General features: G+C 68.8%; 18 protein-coding genes. 7 read left to right on the top strand and 11 right to left on the bottom strand.

What is annotated here, in order from left to right:
* Nucleotides 1-2: 2 nt before the first annotated feature.
* From MFF24_RS02750 to MFF24_RS02735, 4 genes are all read right to left on the bottom strand, one after another.
* Nucleotides 3-1,007, bottom strand: coding sequence for a chlorophyllide a reductase iron protein subunit X (locus MFF24_RS02750; RefSeq protein WP_238222211.1), 1,005 nt, complete (start codon nucleotides 1,005-1,007; stop codon nucleotides 3-5).
* The gene (gene bchC / locus MFF24_RS02745) at nucleotides 1,004-1,942 is read right to left on the bottom strand and encodes a chlorophyll synthesis pathway protein BchC (protein WP_238222208.1); all 939 of its coding nucleotides are present in this window, start codon (nucleotides 1,940-1,942) and stop codon (nucleotides 1,004-1,006) included. Before bchC ends, MFF24_RS02750 begins: the two co-directional genes overlap by 4 nt.
* Before the next feature lie 105 nt (nucleotides 1,943-2,047).
* Nucleotides 2,048-3,187 (bottom strand): methyltransferase, encoded by a 1,140-nt coding sequence (locus MFF24_RS02740; RefSeq protein ID WP_238222206.1) that lies wholly within the window; start codon nucleotides 3,185-3,187, stop codon nucleotides 2,048-2,050.
* 22 nt (nucleotides 3,188-3,209) lie between these two features.
* Nucleotides 3,210-4,076 carry a polyprenyl synthetase family protein gene (locus MFF24_RS02735; protein WP_238222205.1) on the bottom strand — a complete coding sequence of 289 codons (867 nt, stop codon included), beginning with the start codon at nucleotides 4,074-4,076 and terminating at the stop codon, nucleotides 3,210-3,212.
* Between the two features lie 108 nt (nucleotides 4,077-4,184).
* Here MFF24_RS02735 and crtD point away from each other — a divergent pair, with 108 nt between their 5' ends.
* Nucleotides 4,185-5,720 carry a 1-hydroxycarotenoid 3,4-desaturase CrtD gene (crtD, locus tag MFF24_RS02730; protein ID WP_238222204.1) on the top strand — a complete coding sequence of 512 codons (1,536 nt, stop codon included), beginning with the start codon at nucleotides 4,185-4,187 and terminating at the stop codon, nucleotides 5,718-5,720.
* Nucleotides 5,717-6,577, top strand: a complete 861-nt coding sequence (locus MFF24_RS02725; RefSeq protein WP_238222203.1) for a carotenoid 1,2-hydratase family protein — start codon at nucleotides 5,717-5,719, stop codon at nucleotides 6,575-6,577. The genes crtD and MFF24_RS02725 overlap by 4 nt, the downstream gene beginning before the upstream one ends.
* A gap of 6 nt (nucleotides 6,578-6,583) precedes the next feature.
* Here MFF24_RS02725 and MFF24_RS02720 read toward each other — a convergent pair whose 3' ends face one another.
* Together MFF24_RS02720 and ftsY are read right to left on the bottom strand one after the other, a co-directional pair.
* Nucleotides 6,584-7,204 (bottom strand): septation protein A, encoded by a 621-nt coding sequence (locus MFF24_RS02720; protein WP_133088490.1) that lies wholly within the window; start codon nucleotides 7,202-7,204, stop codon nucleotides 6,584-6,586.
* 43 nt (nucleotides 7,205-7,247) lie between these two features.
* Nucleotides 7,248-8,789 carry a signal recognition particle-docking protein FtsY gene (gene ftsY / locus MFF24_RS02715; RefSeq protein ID WP_238222202.1) on the bottom strand — a complete coding sequence of 514 codons (1,542 nt, stop codon included), beginning with the start codon at nucleotides 8,787-8,789 and terminating at the stop codon, nucleotides 7,248-7,250.
* A 71-nt stretch (nucleotides 8,790-8,860) separates the two neighbouring features.
* On the opposite strand from ftsY, the gene MFF24_RS02710 reads away from it, so the two are divergent.
* Nucleotides 8,861-9,571 (top strand): RluA family pseudouridine synthase, encoded by a 711-nt coding sequence (locus MFF24_RS02710; RefSeq protein ID WP_238222201.1) that lies wholly within the window; start codon nucleotides 8,861-8,863, stop codon nucleotides 9,569-9,571.
* A gap of 48 nt (nucleotides 9,572-9,619) precedes the next feature.
* On the opposite strand, the gene mtaB is transcribed toward MFF24_RS02710, so the two are convergent.
* Complete coding sequence (gene mtaB / locus MFF24_RS02705; protein ID WP_238222200.1) at nucleotides 9,620-10,852, bottom strand: tRNA (N(6)-L-threonylcarbamoyladenosine(37)-C(2))-methylthiotransferase MtaB; 1,233 nt, start codon at nucleotides 10,850-10,852, stop codon at nucleotides 9,620-9,622.
* The gene (gene dapF / locus MFF24_RS02700) at nucleotides 10,849-11,739 is read right to left on the bottom strand and encodes a diaminopimelate epimerase (protein ID WP_238222199.1); all 891 of its coding nucleotides are present in this window, start codon (nucleotides 11,737-11,739) and stop codon (nucleotides 10,849-10,851) included. Before dapF ends, mtaB begins: the two co-directional genes overlap by 4 nt.
* Nucleotides 11,740-11,912: 173 nt before the next feature.
* Here dapF and MFF24_RS02695 point away from each other — a divergent pair, with 173 nt between their 5' ends.
* Both MFF24_RS02695 and MFF24_RS02690 read left to right on the top strand, forming a co-directional pair.
* Nucleotides 11,913-12,659, top strand: coding sequence for a GyrI-like domain-containing protein (locus tag MFF24_RS02695; RefSeq protein ID WP_238222198.1), 747 nt, complete (start codon nucleotides 11,913-11,915; stop codon nucleotides 12,657-12,659).
* A gap of 49 nt (nucleotides 12,660-12,708) precedes the next feature.
* Entirely contained in the window at nucleotides 12,709-13,485 is a 777-nt protein-coding gene (locus tag MFF24_RS02690; RefSeq protein WP_238222196.1) for an endonuclease III domain-containing protein, read from the top strand.
* Here the strand turns inward: MFF24_RS02690 and MFF24_RS28950 are convergent.
* The gene (locus tag MFF24_RS28950) at nucleotides 13,482-14,594 is read right to left on the bottom strand and encodes an SPL family radical SAM protein (protein ID WP_308445585.1); all 1,113 of its coding nucleotides are present in this window, start codon (nucleotides 14,592-14,594) and stop codon (nucleotides 13,482-13,484) included. The genes MFF24_RS02690 and MFF24_RS28950 overlap by 4 nt on opposite strands.
* Before the next feature lie 103 nt (nucleotides 14,595-14,697).
* Here MFF24_RS28950 and MFF24_RS02680 point away from each other — a divergent pair, with 103 nt between their 5' ends.
* Nucleotides 14,698-14,970 carry a hypothetical protein gene (locus tag MFF24_RS02680; protein ID WP_108940610.1) on the top strand — a complete coding sequence of 91 codons (273 nt, stop codon included), beginning with the start codon at nucleotides 14,698-14,700 and terminating at the stop codon, nucleotides 14,968-14,970.
* Nucleotides 14,971-15,052: 82 nt separating this feature from the next.
* A complete protein-coding gene (locus MFF24_RS02675; RefSeq protein WP_238222194.1) occupies nucleotides 15,053-15,382 on the top strand; it encodes a YnfA family protein in 330 nt (109 codons plus the stop codon).
* An 18-nt stretch (nucleotides 15,383-15,400) separates the two neighbouring features.
* Here MFF24_RS02675 and glgB read toward each other — a convergent pair whose 3' ends face one another.
* On the bottom strand, nucleotides 15,401-17,758 hold the full coding sequence (glgB, locus tag MFF24_RS02670; RefSeq protein ID WP_166273409.1) for a 1,4-alpha-glucan branching protein GlgB: 2,358 nt from the start codon (nucleotides 17,756-17,758) through the stop codon (nucleotides 15,401-15,403).
* A 70-nt stretch (nucleotides 17,759-17,828) separates the two neighbouring features.
* Nucleotides 17,829-21,095: a maltose alpha-D-glucosyltransferase gene (treS, locus tag MFF24_RS02665; protein WP_238222192.1), complete on the bottom strand. Its 3,267-nt coding sequence runs from the start codon at nucleotides 21,093-21,095 to the stop codon at nucleotides 17,829-17,831.
* Between the last annotated feature and the right edge of the window lie 119 nt (nucleotides 21,096-21,214).

Raw genomic sequence — 21,214 nt, 5'->3', positions numbered from 1 at the left:
GCTCAGACCTCGTCGTAGACGACTTCGAGGGACGGCTTGGCGAGGGTGGTGCGTCCGCACATGTCCTCGAGGGTGGCGGGCTCCAGCACCACGTCGCGCCCGGTGGCTTCGCTGGAGAACAGGCCGAGCAGCGCGTCCTGGCTCAGCGGCGTCGGCTGGTGCGGCGCAGCCTCCGCCACGTTCTGCGCGAGGTCGGTGAAGAGCGAGCCCCAACGACCGTCGGGCTTGCCGATGATCTCGTAATTCGCGCTCTTGCGCCGGATATCGTCGTCGGCCGGGATGGAGGCCAGCACCGGAATGCCCGCCGCATCGGCGAAGGCCTGCGCCTCGCCCGTGCCGTCGTCCTTGTTGATGACGAGGCCGCCGACGCCGACATTGCCGCCCATCTTGCGGAAGTATTCGACCGCCGAACAGACGTTGTTGGCGACGTAGAGCGATTGCAAGTCGTTGGAGCCGACGACGATGACCTTCTGGCACATGTCGCGGGCGATCGGCAGGCCGAAGCCGCCGCAGACCACGTCGCCGAGGAAGTCGAGCAGGACGTAGTCGAAGCCCCATTCGTGGAAGCCGAGTTTCTCCAAAAGCTCGAAGCCGTGGATGATCCCGCGCCCGCCGCAGCCGCGCCCGACCTCCGGCCCGCCGAGTTCCATCGCGTAGACGCCGTCGCGCTTGAAGCAGACGTCTCCGATGTCGACCGCCTCGCCCGCGAGCTTCTTCTTGGTCGAGGTCTCGATAATGGTCGGGCAGGCGCGCCCGCCGAACAGGAGCGAGGTGGTGTCGCTCTTCGGATCGCAGCCGATCAGCAGCACTTTTTTGCCCTGCTGGGCCATCATGTAGCTGAGATTGGCCAGGGTGAAGGACTTGCCGATACCGCCCTTGCCGTAGATCGCGATCACTTGCGTCTCGCGCTTGACCTCGCCGGTGACGACCGGATCGGGCTCGATGGCAGCCTCGGCCCGCAGCGTCGCCGCGGCGTTCAGCGCCGCCTTGTTGAGCTGAAGGTTCATGAGCAGGTCCTCCAATCGAGGATCATCTTGAGGCAGGCCGGATCGGCGAAGGCCGTGCGGTAGGCCTCGCCTGCTTCCGTGGCGGGCAACCGGTGGGTGATCAGTCCGTCGAGCGACAGGCGTCCGGACTCGATCAGGGTCCGGACCGCCGCGAGGTCGCCCGGCCGCCACTCCGCCGAGACCCGGATGCGGGCCTCGCGCAGGAAAGCGGGCGGGAAGGCGAAGGCCAGCGGCGCCTCGTAGAAGCCGGCGAGCACGATCTCGCCGCCGGGGGTGAGACAGCCGATCAGCGTGTCGAGCCCGCTCGAATCGCCGCTGACATCGGTGATGGTGGAATAGTCGCGCGCCGGATCGTCCTCGGGCGCGAGCACGGAATAGCCGAAGCTGCCCTCGGCCCGCAGCGTCTCGCGCTCCCAGACCACCGGTTCGCCGCCCGCGACCACAGTCAGTCGCGCGAGCAGCCGTCCAAGTACGCCGTGGCCGACGATCAGGCTGCGCTCGCCGGGGACGATGCCGGACAGGGCATGGTAGGCGGTCGCCGCGAGCGCCATCAGACAGGCGCGGTCGCCGAGCGCGGCGTCCACGGGCAGGAGGCGAGAGGCCGGGGCGATCAGGTGCGAGGCTGCGCCGCCGAACAGGCCGTTGACCTCGCCGAAACAGCGGGCACCGGGGACGAACACGGTCTGCCCGACGCGCAGGCCGCTGCCGGCCACCGTCTCGATCACCGTTCCGACCGACTCGTAGCCTGGCACCAGCGGGTAGCCCATGCCCGGAAAGGGCGGCATCCGGCCCGACCAGAGCAGGCGCTCGGTGCCCGTGCTGATCCCGCTCCAGGACACGGCGACGATCGCATCACCCTCGACCGCGGGCGTGAGCGCGAGGCGGCTGAGCGCCAAGTGCTCCGGTCGTTCAAGGACGACGGCCAATGCGTCCATGTCCCTGTCTCCGCCCTGTTCAGGTTGCGACTCTACGGGCTGCAGGATCGCTTTGTGTCATCCTAGATAGACACTATGGAACGTCAAGCGTTGATTACGGTCGGATCAGCGCGATGCCGTGATAAGCCGCGCCAGAAGGGGGCGGCGGGTTGAATGCTCACGGATTCCGATGAAGCCGGCCTGCGTCAGCATCGCGGAGATCTCTCCGGCGGTGCGAGGCCGGCCACTGCCCATCGCCAGGAGATAGAAGCCGAAATAGGCGTCACCGACGGGCTCGGCGCCGGCCGTGCCGGCGAGCGGTTCGGCGATCGCGAGGCCGCCGCCCGGCGGCAGTACCGCGTGCACCGCGCGCAGGAGCGCCATGGCCCTGGCATCGTCGTGGTCGTGAAGCACTCTCACAAGCGTAATGATGTCGGCGCCCACCGGCAGGGAAGCGTCGAGGAAGGTCTGGCCAAAGCAGGCCACGCGGTCGCCGAGGCCTTCGGCCGAGAGCCGCGCCGCCGCCCGTTCTGCGACGGGAGGAAGATCGAGCAGGCGCAGCGCCAGGTTCGGGTATCGGCGGGCGGCGTGGGTCAGGAAGACGCCCTCGCCGCCCCCGACATCCATCAGGCAAGCGCGGTCGGTGAGCGGCAGCGCATCGAGCACGTCGCCTGCGATCAGCGCCTGCGAGGCTGCCATCAGCCCGCTATAGGCGGCGACCGAATCAGGATCGATCGTCGCGGTGCTCCCGTCATCGGCATAGGGCCAGTAGCCCGCCAGCCGGGTCGGTCCCGCCTCGCCGCGCAGCAGCGCGACCGGATCGGCCAGATCCGCGTAGAGCATCGCGTGGTGCTCGATCATCAGGGCGACCGAAGGGTTGCCGATCAGGGCCGCGCCGAGGTCGGCGAGGGTGAAACGGCCATCGGGCAGACGCGCGATCAGCTCGAGCGAGACCGCGGCCCGCAGCAGGGTCAGGCATCGCTCTGGAGGCAGGTCGAGCCGGCGGGCGATGGTCTCGGAGGGGAGCGGACCGTCCCGCAGCAATCCGAACAGGTCGAGCCGGACACAGGCGAACAGAACCTGCGCGTAGACGAAGCCGGCGCACAGATCGAAGAGAGCCCGCGTGTTGCGGTGCGCGGTCCGGCGAATGAGCGGAAACCCGGCCGCCCAGCGCTGAAAGCGGGGGGAGGCCACCAGCCGGTTGCGGAGGGCGAGCCAGCGCTCGCGCCAGCCGTGATGCCGGGGCGCCTGCCCGATCTCCGTCATCGCAGCCGGCGCCACGGCAGACTCAGGCCGCTTCGCGCAGGGAGGCGGGCAGGAACAGTCGCGTCTGCGCCTCGATCTCGGCACGCATCAAGGCCTGACCCGGACAGGCCGGGATCACTTCGATCGCCTCTCGTGTCAACCGCCGGAGCCGCTCCAGGGCGCCGCTCATCCCCAGCAGGGCGGCAGCGTTCGGGCGCCCGAGGGTCGCGTCACGGCCGGCGGGCTTGCCGATCTCCTCCTGGCGGCAGGCCACGTCGCGCAGATCGTCGGCGACTTGGTAGGCCTCGCCGAGGCATTCGCCGAGCAGGCGCCAGGGCAAGGGTGCCGCGCCCGCCGCCGCCGCCCCTGCGACGGTGGCGGCGGCGAACAACGCGCCGGTCTTGGCCTGCTGGTACTCGACGAGATCGACATGCGGCTCGGATTCCCAGGCCTGTCCCGCGACGATGCCCGATGGGGAGCCGACGGCGCGGGCCACGAGGCCGACCAGGGAGACGAGCCGGGCGGGCGAGCGGGCCGCCCCCCGCGCCAGCGTCTCGAAGGCCGCGACGATCAGCGCATCGCCGGTGAGAACGGCGAGCGGCACGCTGAAGGCGGCGTGGACCGAGGGCTTCCGTCGGCGCATCGGCGCGTCGTCGAAGCAGGGCAGGTCGTCGTGGACGAGGGAGGCGCAGTGCAGCAGTTCGATGGCCGCCGCTGCGGCGTCGGAGGCGGTGGGGTCGTCGTCGCCGCAGGCCTGAGCAACGGCGAGGCAGAGGCGCGGACGGATTCGGTGACCACCCGGAAACACCGCGTAGCGGATCGCCTCGGCGAGAAGCGGCGGAGCGCCCGGCGCCTCCGCGTGTGACACTGCCACGTCAAGCACCGCCTCGATCCGCCGACCGACGTCCATAGCGACCTCCCGGGTCAATTCATGTTGTCTTGCTCATGTGTCAATTATGATTGACACTAATCGCGGATCGGATCAACGCCGATCGTGGGGTGAAGCGGGCATCTTTCGATGGAGAAGCGCGTCATCGTGATCGGCGCCGGGATCGGCGGTCTTGCGGCGGCGGCGAGCCTCGCCGCGAAAGGCCTCGACGTGACGGTGCTGGAGCGGGCGCCATCCATCGGCGGCAAGATGCGGTCAGTCTGCGTTGGCGGCGTTCCGGTCGAGGCAGGCCCGACCGTCTTCACGATGCGCTGGGTGTTCGACGAGCTCTTCGCCGAGGCCGGCACCAGCCTCGAGGCGGAAATCGGGCTGCAGCCGGCCTCTTTGCTCGCCCGTCACGCCTGGAACGAGCGCGAACGGCTCGATCTGTTCGCCGATATCGATGCATCTGCCGACGCCATCGGCACCTTTGCGGGCGCACGGGAGGCGGACGGCTATCGCCGCTTCTGCGCCCGCGCCTCGGAGGTCTACCGGACACTGGAAGGCCCGTTCATCCGCGCCGACCGGCCGAGCCCTGTCGATCTCGCCCAGCGCGTCGGCTTGTCGGGGATCGGCAGCCTCTGGCGCATCCAGCCCTTCGCGACACTTTGGTCGGCACTCGGCGAGTATTTTCGCGATCCGCGCCTGTGCCAGCTCTTCGGGCGCTACGCCACCTATTGCGGCGCCTCGCCGTTCGAGGCGCCGGCCACGTTGATGCTCGTCGCCCATGTCGAGCAGGCAGGCGTCTGGACCGTCGAGGGCGGCCTGAGCCGGCTCGCGGGCGCGGTCGCCGACTTGGTCGAGCGGCAGGGCGGCACGATCCGCACCGACTCGCCGGTGGCGCGAATCGTGGTCGAGGACGGGCGCGTCGCCGGGGTCGAGTTGGCCGATGGCGAGCGCATCGCAGCCGACGCGGTGATCGCCAATGTGGACGTTGCTGCGCTGGGCGCAGGCCTGCTCGGCTCCGGCGCGAGCGCCGCCGGGGACCGCGTCCCGGCCCGCGAGCGCTCGCTCTCGGCGGCGACCTTCTGCCTGACGGCGCGGGCGACGGACTTCGACCTCGCCCACCACAGCGTTTTCTTCTCGGCCGATTACCGGGCGGAGTTCGACGCGATCCTGCGCGGACGCCGCCTGCCGCCGGACCCGACCGTCTACGTCTGCGCCCAGGACCGGGACGGTGATGGCGGATCGGCGCCGGACGGCCCGGAACGCCTACTCCTCCTCGTCAACGCCCCGGCCGATGGCGGGGAACGCCCACTTGCTTCTCGGGAGATCGCCGCATGCGAGACGAACATCCTTCGCAAGCTCTCGGCCTGCGGACTGACCCTCGAGCCGACGCGACCGGCGACGATCACGACGCCGGAGGATTTCGCGCGGCTGTTTCCGGGGACGGGGGGCGCACTCTACGGCCGGGCCTCACACGGCTGGACGGCGACCTTCAAGCGGCCGGGGGCGCGGACCCGGGTGCCGGGGCTCTACCTCGCGGGGGGGAGCGTGCATCCGGGGCCGGGGGTCCCGATGGCGGCGCAATCGGGCCGGCTCGCGGCGGCGGCACTGCGCGCGGACCTCGATTCAACCGCACGGTCGCGCAGGGTGGCTATGTCTGGTGGTACGTCGATGCGGTGAGCGAGGACGGGCGCCAGGGGCTCACGATCATCGCCTTCATCGGCAGCGTGTTCTCGCCCTACTATGCCTGGGACGCGAAGCGCGACCCGTTCGCCCACTGCGCCGTCAACGTCGTGCTCTACGGCGAGCGGGCGAATCGCTTCGCCATGACCGAGCGCAACGCGGCCGCCCTCGCCCGAGACGCGGCAAGCTTCAGCCTGGGGCCGTCCTCGCTCGATTGGGACGGCAGCGTGCTCACCATCCATCTCGACGAGCGCGGTGCGCCTTTGCCGCAGGCCGTGCGCGGCACCGTGCGGGTGCGGCCGAGGGCACTGACCGCGCAGCCCTTCATCCTCGACGCGCACGGCCTGCACCGCTGGTGGCCGATGGCGCCGGATTGCGAGGTCGAGGCGTCGTTCTCCGCGCCCGCGATTTCATGGCGTGGCAGCGGCTACCACGACACCAATGACGGCGATGGCGCCCTGGAAGATGCCTTCACGGACTGGACGTGGTGCCGCGCGCCGCTCAAACGTGGCTCGGCCATTCTCTATGACGTGCGCCGGACCGACGGCAGCGGCCAGAACCTGACGCTGCGCTTCGACACCGACGGCACCCGCCGCGAGATGCGCCCGCCGCTCGCGGCCAGCCTGCCGCCGACCGGCCTGTGGCGGATGCCGCGCACCACCCGCAGCGAGGATGCCCGTGCCCAGGTCGTGCGCACCTTCGAGGATACGCCGTTCTACGCCCGCTCGCTGCTGGCCTCGACGCTCGACGGTGAGGCGGTGCAGCCCGTGCACGAGAGCCTCTCGCTCACGCGCTTCCGCAACCCGCTGGTGCGGCTGATGCTGCCGTTCCGGATGCCGCGACGCATCGGTTGAGATCGATCAGCCGATCTTCGCACCGGCCTCGTCCTTGCGCTCGTGGCGCAGCAGCAGCGGCGTCTGCGCGAGCGCGAAGGCAATAGTGATCGGCATGATGCCGAACACCTTGAAGCTCACCCAGAAATCCTCGGTCTGCGTGCGCCAGACGACCTCGTTGAGGACGGCGAGCGCGAGGAAGAACAGGCCCCAACGGAAGGTGAGCTTGCGCCAGCCCTCGTCCGTCAAGGCGAACATGCTGTCGAGCACGACCGAGAGCAGCGACTTGTTGAAGGCGAGCCCACCGAGCAGGACGAGGCCGAACAACGTATTCACGATGGTCGGCTTCATCATGATGAAGGTCTTGTCCTGAAGTGCCAGCGTCAGGCCGCCGAACACGAGAACCACGACCCCGGAGACGAGCGGCATGATCGGCAGCCGCCGCAGCAGCGCGAAATGCACGCCGAGGGCGATCGTCGTGGCGAGGATGAACACGCCGGTCGCCACGAACAGCTTGCTGTCGGCGGTGACGCCGAAACGCTCGGCATAGGCGTTGCTGAAGAAGAAGACCGCGAGCGGGCCGACCTCCAACGCCAGCTTGAGGAGCGGCGGCAGATGCCGGCGCGGCGGAACGCTCTCGACCTTCATGCTGAGGTTCTCACACGGCTCCGAGGGGGCAGCAGGCAATCGGTTACTCCTTGGGAAGACCGGTGATCGCTCGAGCGAAATCCCGCGCGGCGAACGGCTCCAGATCCTCCACACCCTCGCCGACCCCGATGAAATGCACGGGCAGGCCGAACTTCGCGGCGAGTGCGACCAGAATACCGCCTCGAGCGGTTCCGTCGAGCTTCGTCATCACGAGCCCCGAGACGGGGGCCGCCTGCGAGAACAGCTCGACCTGACTCAGCGCGTTCTGGCCGACAGTCGCGTCGAGCACCAGCAGGGTGGCGTGGGGCGCGTCCGGATCGAGCTTGCGGATGACGCGGACGATCTTTTCCAGCTCGGCCATGAGCCCGGCCTTGTTCTGCAGGCGGCCGGCGGTGTCGATCAGAAGCACGTCGGTGCCGTTCTCCCGCGCCTCCTTGAAGGCGTCGAAGGCGAGGCCGGCCGCGTCGGACCCTTGTTCGCGGCTGATGACGGGCGTCCCGGTGCGATCGCCCCAGACGCGGAGCTGCTCGATCGCCGCGGCGCGGAACGTGTCGCCCGCGGCCAGCATGACACTGCGCCCTTCCGCCTTGAACTTCAGCGAGAGCTTGCCGATCGTCGTCGTCTTGCCGGCGCCGTTCACGCCGACCGTCAGGATCACGTAGGGCTTCTTGGCCGAATCGATCTCGATCGGCTTGGCCACCGGCTCAAGCGACCGTTCGATCTCTGTGGCGAGGATGGCGCGCACCTCGTCCGGCGAGATGCCCTTCTCGTAACGGCCCTTGCCGACCGCCTCCGACATGCGCATCGCCGTCTCCACGCCGAAATCGGCCTGGATCAGCGCGTCCTCCAGATCCTCCAGGGTGGTCGCATCGAGCTTGCGCTTGGTGAACAGGCCCGTGACCCGGTCCGACAGGGCGGACGAGGTGCGGCGCATTCCGGCGGTGAGCCGCGACCACCAGCCCCGCTTCTCCGTGCCCTCGACGGCGCCGGAGATCGCATCGCTGGCCAGTGCCGCGGCGGAATCGACGGGCTGGATGTCGGCCTCGGCAGGCGCTTGGGACTCGGCGGGCACTTGAACTTCGGTGGGCACTTGAACTTCGGTGGGCAGCTGGGCCGCCGGAGTAGCCTCGGCCGCCTCATCGCCGGTCAGGCGCGACCACCAGTTCCGCTTCTCCGCCGGCGCGGCCACGGGCGCCGGGTTCTCTGCCACCGATTCTGTCTCGGGTTCGTCCGGCTGCGGCGTCTCTCCCGACGGCGGCTGCGGCTCCGGCTGGAGGTCGGCCCCCTCCAGTTCGTCCGGGATGCGGTTCTTGTCGGGATCATCGGGCGCCGGCTCGCTGGCCGGCGGCGGCACGTGGGAAACGTCGTCCGCCGCGGTGGCGAAGTCCGGCAATCCCTCCGACTGGGAAGCCGGCGACAGCGGATCCGGCCTAACCGACGCGTCGGTCGGCTCCTGAGCCGTCTCATGGGCTGCCTCATGGGCCGGCTGGTCCTCGGCGGGCACCGGTTCGGCGGGCTTCGTCTCGGGCGTGCCCTTGCGCCCGAACAGGCGTCCGAACCAGCCGGGCTTCTCGTCGTCGCTCATCCCCGTTCCTTGCTCGAAACTTGCCTGTTTCAGTCTTGCCCGCGACGATCCGGCATCTTAGCCCGTGAGGCATGAACGCGCGTGTTTCAGTGCCGGATCGCACCGTCGAACCGGAAATAGGTCTTTCCCTGCTCTACCGCGATGCCCTGATGCTCGTCATCGACAAGCCGGCGGGTTTGCCGGTGCATCCGGGCCCGAAGGGCGGGCCGACCCTAACCGACCGTCTCGATGCCCTCCGCTTCGGCCTGCCGCGCCGGCCCGAGGCCGCCCACCGGCTCGACCGCGACACGTCGGGCTGTCTCGTGCTCGGCCGCCACGCCAAGGCGCTTGCGCGTTTGAACCGCCTGTTCGCCGAGAGCAAGGTGGACAAGACCTACTGGGCCCTTGTCGAGGGCGGTCCCGAGGAGACCGAGGGGCGCATCGACCTGCCGCTCGCCAAGCGCTCGGACGATCCGCGCAGCTGGTGGATGAAGACCGACCCGGCCGGGGCGCCCTCGTTGACGCTGTACCGGGTGCTCGGGCGGGCTGAGGGGATGGCATGGCTCGAACTGAAGCCGGTGACCGGGCGCACGCACCAGCTCCGGGTCCACTGCGCGGCGATGGGCTGGCCGATCCGCGGCGACGCGATCTACGGGGATGCCCCGCGGGAAGGGCCTGGGCTGCAGCTCCATGCGCGGGGTTTGAGCCTGCCGCTCTATCCGAAGCGCGAGGCCATCACTGTGGAAGCGCCCGCGCCGGCGCATATGCGGGCGGGTCTAGAGGCGTGCGGGATGGCGGCGTAACCGCCGAACCTCTTTTGCCCCAGCGGGAGAGGGATTGCTCGGGCTTTCTCACGCCGCGAGCAGAGCCTGCCCGTCATGCCCTGTCACGACGACGTCGCGGATCTCTCCCGCCGGGACGATCTCCGTGAAACGCACCGGCGTGAACGCCTCCGTCCGCCCCGTACCACCCCGCTCGGTCAGAACCCGGTGGCGCGCACCGACCTCGGCATCGAGGTGGCGGGCGAGCGCCGCCGCCCCCGCCTCCCGCAGCCGCGCGGCCCGCGCGCGAATCACGTCGCCGGCCACCGCCGGCATCCGCGCAGCCGGCGTGCCGGGGCGCGGCGAGTAGGGAAAGACGTGGAGATGCGTCAGCTCGCATTCCGCCACGAGATCGAGGGAGCGGACGAATTGCGCCTCCGTCTCTGTCGGAAAGCCGGCGATCAGGTCGGCGCCGAAGACGAGACCGGGACGTAAGGCTCGCAGAGTCCGGCAAAGACGGATCGCGTCGGCACGGGTGTGGCGCCGCTTCATCCGCTTGAGGATCAGATCGTCGCCTGCCTGGAGCGAGAGGTGGACGTGCGGCATCAGCCGTGCTTCCTCGGCAAAGGCCGCGATCAAGGCGGCATCGGCCTCCACCGAATCGATCGAGGAGAGGCGCAGGCGGGGAAGATCCGGCACCTCGGCGAGGATCGTGCGGACGAGGCGCCCCAGACTCAGATCCGAATCGAGATCGCGGCCGTAGGCCGTGAGATCGACGCCGGTCAGCACCACCTCGCGACCGCCATGCTCGACGATCCGGCGCACCTGCGCCACCGCTTCGGCGAGGGGGACCGAGCGAGAATTGCCGCGGCCGAACGGAATGACGCAGAAGGTGCAGCGATGGTCGCAGCCGTTCTGCACCGGCACGAAGGCACGGGTATGCCCGCTCATCGCAGCGATGCGCGTCGGCTCGGCGCGGCGCACTGCCATGATGTCCTCGGGCAGAGGCACGGCGCCGTCGCGCCAGCTCTCCGGCCTCAGCTTCGCCGCGTTGCCGACGAGGCGCGCCACCTCCGGCATCTCGGCATAGTGCGCGCGCTCGACTTCGGCGCCGCAGCCGGTCACGACGATCTCGGCGCCCGGCCGCTCGCGGGCGAGGCGGCGGATCGCCTTGCGGGCCTGCCGCCCGGCTTCCGCCGTGACCGCGCAGGTGTTGACCACGACGAGGTCACGGCCCTCCGCTCCGGCCTCGGCATGGCCGCGCATCACCTCGGATTCGACGGTGTTGAGCCGGCAGCCGAAGGTGAGCGTCTCGACGCTCAAACGTCGAGCCCGGCAAAGAGTTCGGGCGCGAAGGTGCCTTCGCCCTCGAGGAAGACGGGACCGGTCATCAGCACGTGATCATCGGCGCGCCACTCGATCGAGAGTTCGCCGCCCGGCAACGCCACGCGGGCGGCGCGGCCGATCATGCGTAGGCGCGCGGCCGCCACCACCGTGGCGCAGGCGGCGGTACCGCAGGCAAGCGTCAGCCCGGCGCCGCGCTCCCACACCCGGAGCTTGATCGTGTCGCGGCCGCTCACCTGGGCGATGGAGATGTTGGCGCGCTCGGGGAAGATCGGGTGCGCTTCGAGCAGCGGTCCGATGCGGCCGAGATCGTAGCCGTCGGGATCGCGCTCGACGAAGAAGATCGCGTGCGGGTTGCCCATGCTGACGGCGGCGGGCGAGTGCAGGATCGGATCGTCGATCGGCCCGACCTGCAACTCGATGCGGCGGGTATCGGGAAAGGGCTCGGCGAGTGGGATTTCGTCCCAGCGCAGACGCGGCTGGCCCATATCGACGGTGAAGGAGCGCTCGGTGACGCGCTTGACCGCGACCAAACCGGCTTTCGTTTCCAGCGTCAGAGCACCGTTCTCGGCCGGCCGCGCCATGGCCGGATCGTCGAGCAGCGCGTAGCCGACGCAGCGGGTGCCGTTGCCGCAGGCACCCGATTCCGAGCCGTCGGTGTTGTAGATGCGCATGAAGGCATCGGTGCCGGGCGTGACGGGATCGTGGATGACCATGAGCTGATCGAACCGCGAATGCGCGTCGGCAGCGATCGCCCGCGCCTCGGCCGGGGTGACGCGCACCGGGGTGCCGCGCAGGTCGAGCACGACGATGGCGTTTCCGGCGCCGTGCATCTTCAGGAAGCGGCGATCTGCGAGAGGGCTCATCGGACCTCTGACGACCTTGTCTGGGCGATCTGGGGGATGGCGCGGCGTATAGGCCAAAAGCCGCCCGCCTGCGAGTCGGGAGGTATGGCCCGCATCGTCGCGCCGCAACGGTCTCGCGCGGAGCGCGTTTCGGCCCTACCCTGTCGGCATCGGCCACTTGGAGCCTCACCGCCTTGACCCGTCTCGCCACCCTCGCGGGCGTCCTCGCTCTCGTCCCCGCCCTGACCTCGGCGGCGCTCGCCCAGAACGCACCGCCGCCCAGCACCGCCCCCTCCCCCGCCGAGACAAATCCGCTGCCGACCACGACCGTGCCGGATACCTCCAAATCCGGCCCCGATCCGGCGTCGCCGACGCCTCAGCAGGTGCCGATCCCCCGCCCGGCGCAATCCGGCGCGGCGCAGACGGTCACGCCGCCGCCCTCGACGCTGCCGACGCTGGTCACGACGCCGGGCGAACCGAACGACGTCGATGAGGTGACGCTGCCGGCCAAGCCCGTGGCGATCCTCACCGGATCGACCAAGTGGGACGATGCGCGGGCGAACCTGCGTAAGGCCTTCAAGACCATCGGCGAGACGCTGACCAAGCTGAACTCAAAGCCGGCAGGCCGGCCGATCGCCCTCTTCACCAAGACCGAGGATGATGGCTTTCAGTTCGAGGCGATGATCCCGATCGAGGCCGTTCCGACGCAAAGCCCGGACGGCAGCGAGGTGAAGTTCGGCTCAAGCCCGAGCGGGAAGGCCCTGCGCTATCGGCACAGCGGCACCTACGAGGAGATCGACGGCACCTACGAGACGCTGACCGCCTATCTCGATGCGAAGGAGATCCCGGTCCAGGACCGCTTTCTCGAAGAATACGTGACCGATCTCGGCGAGGGTGGGGACGACAAGCTCGACATCAACATATACGCGCTCGCCAAGTAGTGTTGTCGCGGGTCCGGAACTGCCGAATCCCCTCGCGGATTCGGCTTTCATGCCGCTGTTTTCCGATCCCGCCCTTTCGACCGCCCCGCGTCGTCGACGCCTCGAAGCGCCGGCCACGTCCTCCGAGCCCCTCAAGGACAAGGCGCTGGAGGTCCATCGCCGTCTCTGCGGCGTCTATGGGTGCCCAATCCCGTACTTCCACAGCCTTGATCCGCTGTCGGAGCTGATCTCCTCGCTGCTGTCGCACCGGACGCGCAATGCCGATTCCGGGCGTGCCTTCAAAGCTTTGCGGGCGCGCTGGCCCGATTGGAATGCAGTCGAGGAGGCCGAGGTAGCAGAGATTGAGGAGACGATCCGCGGCGTCACCTGGCCGGAACTGAAGGCGCCGCGCATCAAGGCGGTGCTGAGCGCCGTACGGGCGCGGGCGGGTAAGCTGTCTCTCGATTTCCTGGAGACCCTGAGCGTCGATGAGGCGCGCGGATGGCTCGAAGCCATTCCCGGCATTGGGCCGAAGACGAGTGCCGCGGTGCTGTCGTTCTCGACCTTGCGGATGCCGGCCCTGCCGGTGGACAGCCACCATCACCGCGTCGCTCAGCGCACCGGACTGATTGGCCCGAAGGTCGATGTCGGGCCGAGCCACGCCGTGTTGCGGGCGCAGCTGCCCGATGATTGGTCGGCGCAGGCGCTCTACGACAATCACGAAGTGCTGATGCTGCATGGGCAGCAGGTGTGCTTCCACCGCTCGCCCGCCTGCGGACGCTGCGTGCTGCTCGACATCTGCCCGACGGGACAAGCCCGTCAGGCAAAGGCGACCGAGGGACGTTAGGTCCAGTACAGGATGCGCGCGGTCGGCAGGCGAACCGCGATCCGTTCCGTGAGATGCGCCCGCATCGTCTTCATCAAGTCGCCGGGGAACACGTACTTCACCGAGCCGAACTTGGTGAGCTTACGCGTCCGCTCAGCCTCGCGCATGGGCAAGTCAGAGCCGGGGTACCAGCCCTCCAACACCGTCTTCGAGCCCGGCGTGAAGCGGTGGGTGATGAGTTCGACCGTCAGGTCGGGCTCCCTCACGTCTGCCAATGCCTCGGCAGCATCACGCAAAAGTGCGTCGTAGGCTTCCCGCCAATCTTCGACCGGCAGAATCGGCGCGATGGTCAGGCCGATCGGATAACCGGCGCCGGCGAGCGCGCCCATGGCGGCGAGTCGGTCGGCGAGCGGCGCGGTGCCGCCCTCGTAATGCGCAGCCGCCGCGGCATTGACCGAAAAGCGGACGCGGGTCCGCCCGCGATGCGGCAAGCCGAGGAGCGGCTCGAGCGCGGCGAATTTCGTGGTGAAGCGCAGTTGCACCGGCGCTTCCCAGGCACCGAAATACCGGATCGCCGCCGAGAGCGATCCGGTAAGGTGCTCGATTCCGAGCGGATCGGTGTAGCAGGAGGCCTCGAACGTCGTGCCCTCAGCCGCTCGCGTCTGCGAGGCGCTGGTGACACCGCCCTGGCCCAAATAGTTCTCGAGATTGCCGAGGATGGCATCGAGATTGGCGTAAACCCGCGTCACCGGTGGCCCCGAGAGCGAGCCGGCGAGATAGCAATACTGGCAATGCGCCGGGCAGCCCTCGGCAAGGTCGAAGCGCCAGTCGGCGCTCGGTGGGATCGGCTGGAGCTTCAACTTCGTTGGCGGCGCGGTGACGACGGCGAGCGTCGACTTGGCCTGTGTGTAGGCGCGGCGCGGGTTCTCGTCGCGCAGGCCGGTCAGCCGGTTGCTCTTCAGCCGCTCGACCGGCAGCCCAAGGTCTTCCGCCCGCGCGACGATCTGCCGGCCATGGGCATGGTCGAGCGCGGCTGGCGTCACCAGCACCCGCCGCGGACGCCAGAGCCGAGTGGGCCGCCGGCGCACCACAATTGGGGAAGGCGCTTCCTCGGTGATGTGAAGGGTCATGCCGGTCCAACCCGCGTCGTCGGTTCGGGGTCCGCGGGTGCGTCGCTTCGGAACCGAGGCCGGACTCGAGCGCTGTTCTCGCGCGTAATGAGGAGGGCGGCGGATGACGGAACTGGAGACGAAGCGCGCGGCCGTTGCCGACCTTCTCGCGCGCATTGAGGGACTCGACCCGCAGAATCGAGCCGTTTTGGACCAGCGGGTCGAGAGGGCGGTGGACGGCTTCGATCCCGGAGCCCCCGAACCCACAGATCCGGCGCGCGCCGATCTCCACCGGCTGCTCAGGGATTACCGCGACCTGCGGGATCTACCAGCCGACCGCGCCAACGTGCGGCTGGCGGAGAAGGGCGAGGTGTTCGCGCCGGAGGATGATGCTTAGCCGGGACTCGGTCCCAGCATCCTACCTCTTCGATCGCCCCACATGACTTGGCGCCAGCCCTGAACCGGGCCAAGCGTTGCCGATGAGTAGAACCCTTCTCGCCTATTCGGGAGCCGCGCTGGCCGAGATTGCCGGGTGCTTCGCCTTCTGGGCTTGGCTGCGGCTGGAGCGGTCTGCCTGGTGGATCGCGCCGGGAATGGCCTCCCTGGCCCTGTTTGCGTGGCTTCTCACCTTGGTGGAGAGCGACGCCGCCGGGCGTACCTACGCCGCCTATGGCGGCGTCTACATCGTCGCCTCGATCCTTTGGCTCTGGGGGATCGAGGGGCATCGGCCCGACCGCTGGGACATCGCCGGCGGGGCGATCTGCCTCGCCGGGATGGCGGTCATCCTGTTCGGTCCGCGGGGCGGCTGAGCCGCCCCGACCCCACGGTCAACCCTCGCGGATCAGGATCAGGGTCGAGAGCGGCGGCAGGGTCAGGCTCAGCGAGTGCGGCTGGCCGTGGCTCTGCTCGGGCTGGCTCTGCACGCCGCCCATATTGCCGACATTCGAGCCGCCGTAGCGCTCGGCGTCGGAGTTGATCGCCTCGCGGTAATAGCCCGCCGCCGGCACGCCGACACGGTAGCCCTCACGCGGCACCGGCGTGAAGTTGGAGACGACGATGGCGACTTCCCCGTCCGCCTTGCCCTTGCGGGCCCAGGCGATGACCGAGTTGTCGGAATCGTCCGCCACAAGCCATTGGAATCCGCCAGGCTCGACGTCACGGGCGTAGAGCGCCGGTGTCGAGGTGTAAACGTGGTTCAGGTCGCGGATCAGATCCTTGACGCCTGCGTGCAGCGGATCGTCGAGCAGGTGCCAGTCGAGCGACTGGTTGTGGTTCCACTCGCGCTCCTGGCCGAACTCGCCGCCCATGAAGAGCAGCTTCTTGCCGGGATGGCCCCACATGAAGCCGAAATAGGCGCGCAGATTCGCGAATTTCTGCCAGCGGTCGCCCGGCATCTTGCCGAGCAGCGAGCCCTTCCCGTGCACCACCTCGTCGTGTGAGAGCGGCAACACGAAGTTTTCGGAGAAGGCGTAGAGCAGGCCGAAGGTCAGGTTGTGGTGGTGGTAGCGCCGGTGGATCGGATCCTCCGACATGTATTTCAGGGTGTCGTGCATCCACCCCATGTTCCACTTGAAGCCGAAGCCGAGGCCGCCGGTGTAGGTCGGGTGCGAGACGCCCGGCCATGAGGTCGATTCCTCGGCCACCGTGATCGTGCCCGGGGCGTGGCTGTAGGTCGCCTCGTTGGTCTTGCGCATGAAGTTGATGGCGTCGAGATTCTCGTTGCCACCGTACTGATTCGGGATCCACTCGCCCGCGCGCCGCGAGTAGTCGAGGTAGAGCATCGAGGCCACCGCATCCACGCGCAGGCCGTCGAGATGGTAGTGCTCCAGCCAGAACCGGGCATTGGCCGTGAGGAAGGCCGACACTTCCGTGCGGCCGAAATTGTAGATGTAGGTGCCCCAATCCTGGTGGAAGCCCTGGCGCGGGTCGGCGTGCTCGTAGAGATGCGTGCCATCGAACAGGCCGAGGCCGTGGGCGTCGAGGGGGAAGTGGCCGGGCACCCAATCGAGAAGGATACCGATGCCGGCCGCGTGGGCGGCGTTGACGAAGGCGACGAAGTCGTCGGGTGTTCCGAAGCGGCTGGTCGGCGCGAACAGGGAGACCGGCTGATAGCCCCAGGAGCCGTCGAACGGGTACTCGGTGATCGGCAGAAGCTCGATGTGGGTGAAGCCGAGCTCCTTGACGTAAGGGATCAGCCGGTCGGACAGCTCCTTGTAGGTCAGGTAGCGGTTGCCCTCGCCGGGAACCCGCGCCCAGGAGCCGAGATGGACCTCGTAGACCGACATCGCGGCGTGGCGCGGGTCCTTCTCGCCGCGTGAGTCCATCCAGGCGCTGTCGTGCCATTGCGGCTCGTTGAGGCCCTGCAGCACGGAGGCCGTCTGCGGCGGGTGCTGGGCGCGGAAGGCGACCGGGTCGGCCTTGAGGGGCTGCAACGCCCCGTCGGGGCCGCGGATCTCGAATTTGTAGTTCTGGCCGGCCTTGAGACCTGGCACGAACAGCTCCCACACGCCGCCGTTCAGCCACAGCCGCATGGGGTGGCGCCGGCCGTCCCAATCGTTGAAGTCGCCGACCACGCTGACCCGGCGGGCATTCGGGGCCCAGACCGCAAAGCGGAAGCCGGAAATGCCGTCGAGTTCACCCGCGTGAGCGCCGAGCACGCGGTAGACGAGGTTGCTGCCGATCTGACGAAGGCCGTCAATCTCGCTCTGTTCCAGCGAGGGGCCGAAGCCGTAGGGATCGTGGCGGCGGGCGCTGGTGCCATCCCAGGCCTCGACCTCGATTTCATAGAGCGGACGGCCCTCGCTCTTCACGCTGGCGACGTAGAATCCATCCGGGTGGACGCGTTCGAACGGGATACTCTGGCCGCCGGTCACGAGCCGAGCCGACTTCGCCTCGGGCAGGATCGCACGGACTTCCCAGGTGCCGGGTCCGACCTGATGCGGACCGAGCACACCGAAGGCATCCCCGTGGTCGGCCGCCATGATGGCGGCGACCGCATCGGGATGGAGATGGCCGTCGCGGGGCTGTGACGCGGGACGGCCGACGCGCGGCGCTCCCCCATCTCCGCCCAACGAATCCGCCGGCCGGGGCGCGCGGGGCGCCTCGGTCGAACCTGACCTGTTCGGGACGTTGGCGGCCGCCTGCCCCTCGTTTCGAGCCGCGGCCTTCTCGTCCAGAGCCGTCATCCAGTCACCTCTTCCAGGGATTCGCCCTCGGGCCGGCGCGGGGATCGAGCCCGGCGCGAGGGCGTGATCGTCAGACCGAAGCGCGGTCGCGCTTGGCCTCATCCAGTATGTTGAGAACACCCCGTGCCGGGATTTCGATCCAGTCGGGGCGGTTGTTGACCTCGTAGTCGACCTCGTAAAGCGCCTTGGTCAGCAGGCTTAGGCGCAGCAAGCCGCGATGCGTCTCCGCATCTTCCACCGCCGCCCGGCTGCCGGCCACGGCCTGTCCGTAGCCGTCGAGGAACGCTGCATCGATCATGCCGCGCCACGCGATCGCCGCGTTGCGAGCCCGCTCTTCGCTGTCGCCGAAGCGGGCGGTGATCTCGCGCACCACAGTCTCGGCGCCGTAGGCGAAGGAGCGCAGCATGCCGGCCACGTCGCGCAGCGGCGTCGACTTAGCCCGGCGCTGCTCCACAGGGCGCGACGGCTCGCCCTCGAAATCGACGATGATGAGATCGCCCTCGGAGGCGAGCACCTGGCCGAGGTGATAGTCGCCGTGGATGCGGGTCTTGGTGGCACCGCGCAGCGGACCGGCGGCCAGCTCGTCGATGAGCGTCTCGACCTCGCCGCGGCGTGCGGCCAGCGCCTCGCTGGCCGAACCCGGAGACCAAGCCGTGATCGCGTCGAGGCCCTTGAAGGCGCGGGCCGCCTGATGGCGGGCATCCTTCGCCAGCATGGCGAGATCGTCCGCCTCGAAGGGTTCGACCGCGAAGGCCGGGTCGTCGGTCTCGATCGCGAAGGCCCGATGCAGCTCCGCCGTGCGCTGGCCGAGCAGAACCGCCCAGCGCAGATGCGCGTTGAAGGCGTCTTCCGGCGACGGCGCCTCACTCTCAGGGACGAGCACCACCGTCTCGAAGTCGCGCCGCAGGCCCTCCAGCATCAGCGTCCAGGCATCGCCCTGGTTGAGGACGAACTTCTGAAGGAGCGCCAGCGCCGTGCGGGTCCCGTCCTCGGCGACGTGCTCGACGACGCCGAGCAGCGCGGGCGTATTGGCGAAATGCGCCTGCTCCGTGAGGAAGCGCCCGATCTCGATTTCCGGATGTGTGCCGGGCTGGAGGCGGCGCAGGAGCTTGAGCATCATCCGCGCGCCGATGGCGATCGAGGTGTTGCTCTGCTCGGCCGAGAGGCGGCGCACGTCGGCGGCCTCGAACGGTACCTCCGGATCGTAGGCCGAGGTCGTCGAGAAGACGATGCTGCCGCGCTCGGACGGGATCGTCACGCCGTCGCGCATCGCCTCGATCAGGGCGACCGTGAAGGGGGCCGCGGCGGCGGCCTCGTAGAGCAGGCCGGTGCGCGGGCCGCGGCGCACGCGGGCGACCGCGTGGTCCAGCAGCGCCTCGTCCTCACGGCCTTCCTCGACCGCGAGCGGCACGAAATAGTCCTGGCGTTCGCCGTTGGCGAGCGTCACCGCCACACGCGGCAGCAGGAACTTGCCCTCGCCGGCAGCGTCCTTGACGATCGCGCTGTCATCGACCTGAACCGACTTGATGCGCGAGCCCTTGGCGCCGAACCAGCGGCGCGAGCCGATGAAGGGCGGCGCCACGGTGCGCTCGAAGGCGGTGCGCTCGCGGCCCTTGATCAGGGTTTCGATACCGCCGGTGAGCACCAGCGTGAACAGTTCGGGGCTCTGCGGCTGCGGGCCGATCTCGCCGGTTTTCGCGACCGAGAGCGAGAACCAGTAGAAGCCGTAGGCCGGCAGCGTCAGCAGGTAGGGCAGCTCGCCAATCGCCGGGAAGGCGGTGCCGCCGGTCAGCTCGATCGGAATCGCTCCGCGCAGATCGGACAGGTCGAGCTGCACCGCCTGCGGAGCCCGCGACAGGTTGGCGACGCAGAGGATGCGCTCGTTCTCGTGTTCGCGAATCCAGGCAAGCACCTTGCGGTTCGCCGGATAGAGGAACTGGATCGCGCCGCGCCCGAGCGCGACCGAGTTGTTGCGGATCGCGATCATGCGCCGCGTCCAGTTCAGGAGCGAGGTCTGCGCCTGGATCTGCGCCTCGACGTTGATCGCGTCGTAGCCGTAGATCGGGTCCTGGATCGAGGGCAGGAACAGCTTCTGCGGGTTGGCCCGCGAGAAGCCGCCGTTGCGGTCCGGCGACCACTGCATCGGCGTGCGCACGCCATCGCGGTCGCCGAGATAGATGTTGTCGCCCATGCCGATCTCGTCGCCGTAATAGAGCACCGGCGTGCCGGGCATCGACAGGACGAGGGACTTCATCAACTCGATCTTGCGCCGATCGTTCTCCAGCAGCGGCGCGAGGCGGCGGCGGATGCCGAGATTGATGCGGGCGCGCCGCTCGGCGGCGTAGAACGACCAGAGGTAGTCACGCTCTTCGGCCGTCACCATTTCGAGCGTCAGCTCGTCGTGGTTGCGCAGGAAGATGGCCCACTGGCAGCCCTCCGGGATCTCCGGGGTCTGGCGCATGATGTCGGTGATCGGGTGCCGGTCCTCGCGGGCGATCGCCATGTACATCCGCGGCATCAGGGGGAAGTGGAATGCCATGTGGCATTCGTCGCCCTCTCCGAAATACTGCGCCGTCTCCTCCGGCCACTGATTGGCCTCGGCCAGCAGCATTCGGTCGGGGTAGCTCTCGTCGAGCGCCGCGCGAATCTTCTTGATGACGTCGTGCGTCTCCGCGAGGTTCTCGCAGTTCGTTCCGTCGCGCTCGATCAGGTACGGGATCGCGTCGAGCCGCAGGCCATCGACGCCCATGTCGAGCCAGTAGCGCATCACCTCGATCACGGCTTCCAACACGGCCGGATTGTCGAAGTTCAGGTCGGGCTGGTGCGAGTAGAAGCGGTGCCAGAAATACTGCTTGGCGACCGGGTCCCAGGTCCAGTTCGAGACTTCCGTGTCGAGGAAGATGATACGCGTGTCGCTGTACGGCTCGTCGGTGTCCGACCAGACGTAGAAGTTCCGCTCGGGAGAACCGGGAGGCGCCTCGCGGGCGCGCTGGAACCAGGGGTGCTGGTCCGAGGTGTGGTTGATGACCAGCTCGGTGATGACGCGCAGGCCTCGCTCGTGCGCCGCCGCCACGAAGGCCCTGAAATCCTCCATCGTCCCGTAAGACGGGTTGATGTCGCGGTAGTCGGCGATGTCGTAGCCGTCGTCGCGCAGCGGCGAGGGATAGAAGGGCATCAGCCAGATTGCCGTGACCCCGAGGTCGCGGACATAGTCGAGCTTCTGCGTCAGGCCCTCGAAGTCCCCGATCCCATCGTTCGACGAGTCGAAGAACGACTTGACGTGGATCTGGTAGATGATGGCGTCACGGTACCACTGCGGATCGCTGCGATCGATCATCCCGTCGCTGCCTCACGTCACTTTCGAGAGCGGAACCGGGCCGTGTGGCACCGGGCTGCGAGCCTCCTCGGCCCGCTTCTTGGCAAGAAGACGACGGTGAGCGCCGTATTCCGCCGGAA

The sequence above is a fragment of the Methylorubrum aminovorans genome (assembly GCF_022179725.1).
In the GTDB taxonomy this organism is placed as follows: domain Bacteria; phylum Pseudomonadota; class Alphaproteobacteria; order Rhizobiales; family Beijerinckiaceae; genus Methylobacterium; species Methylobacterium aminovorans.
The sequence above is the reverse complement of the archived record's forward strand: the minus strand, read 5'-3'. Positions and strand labels throughout refer to the sequence as shown.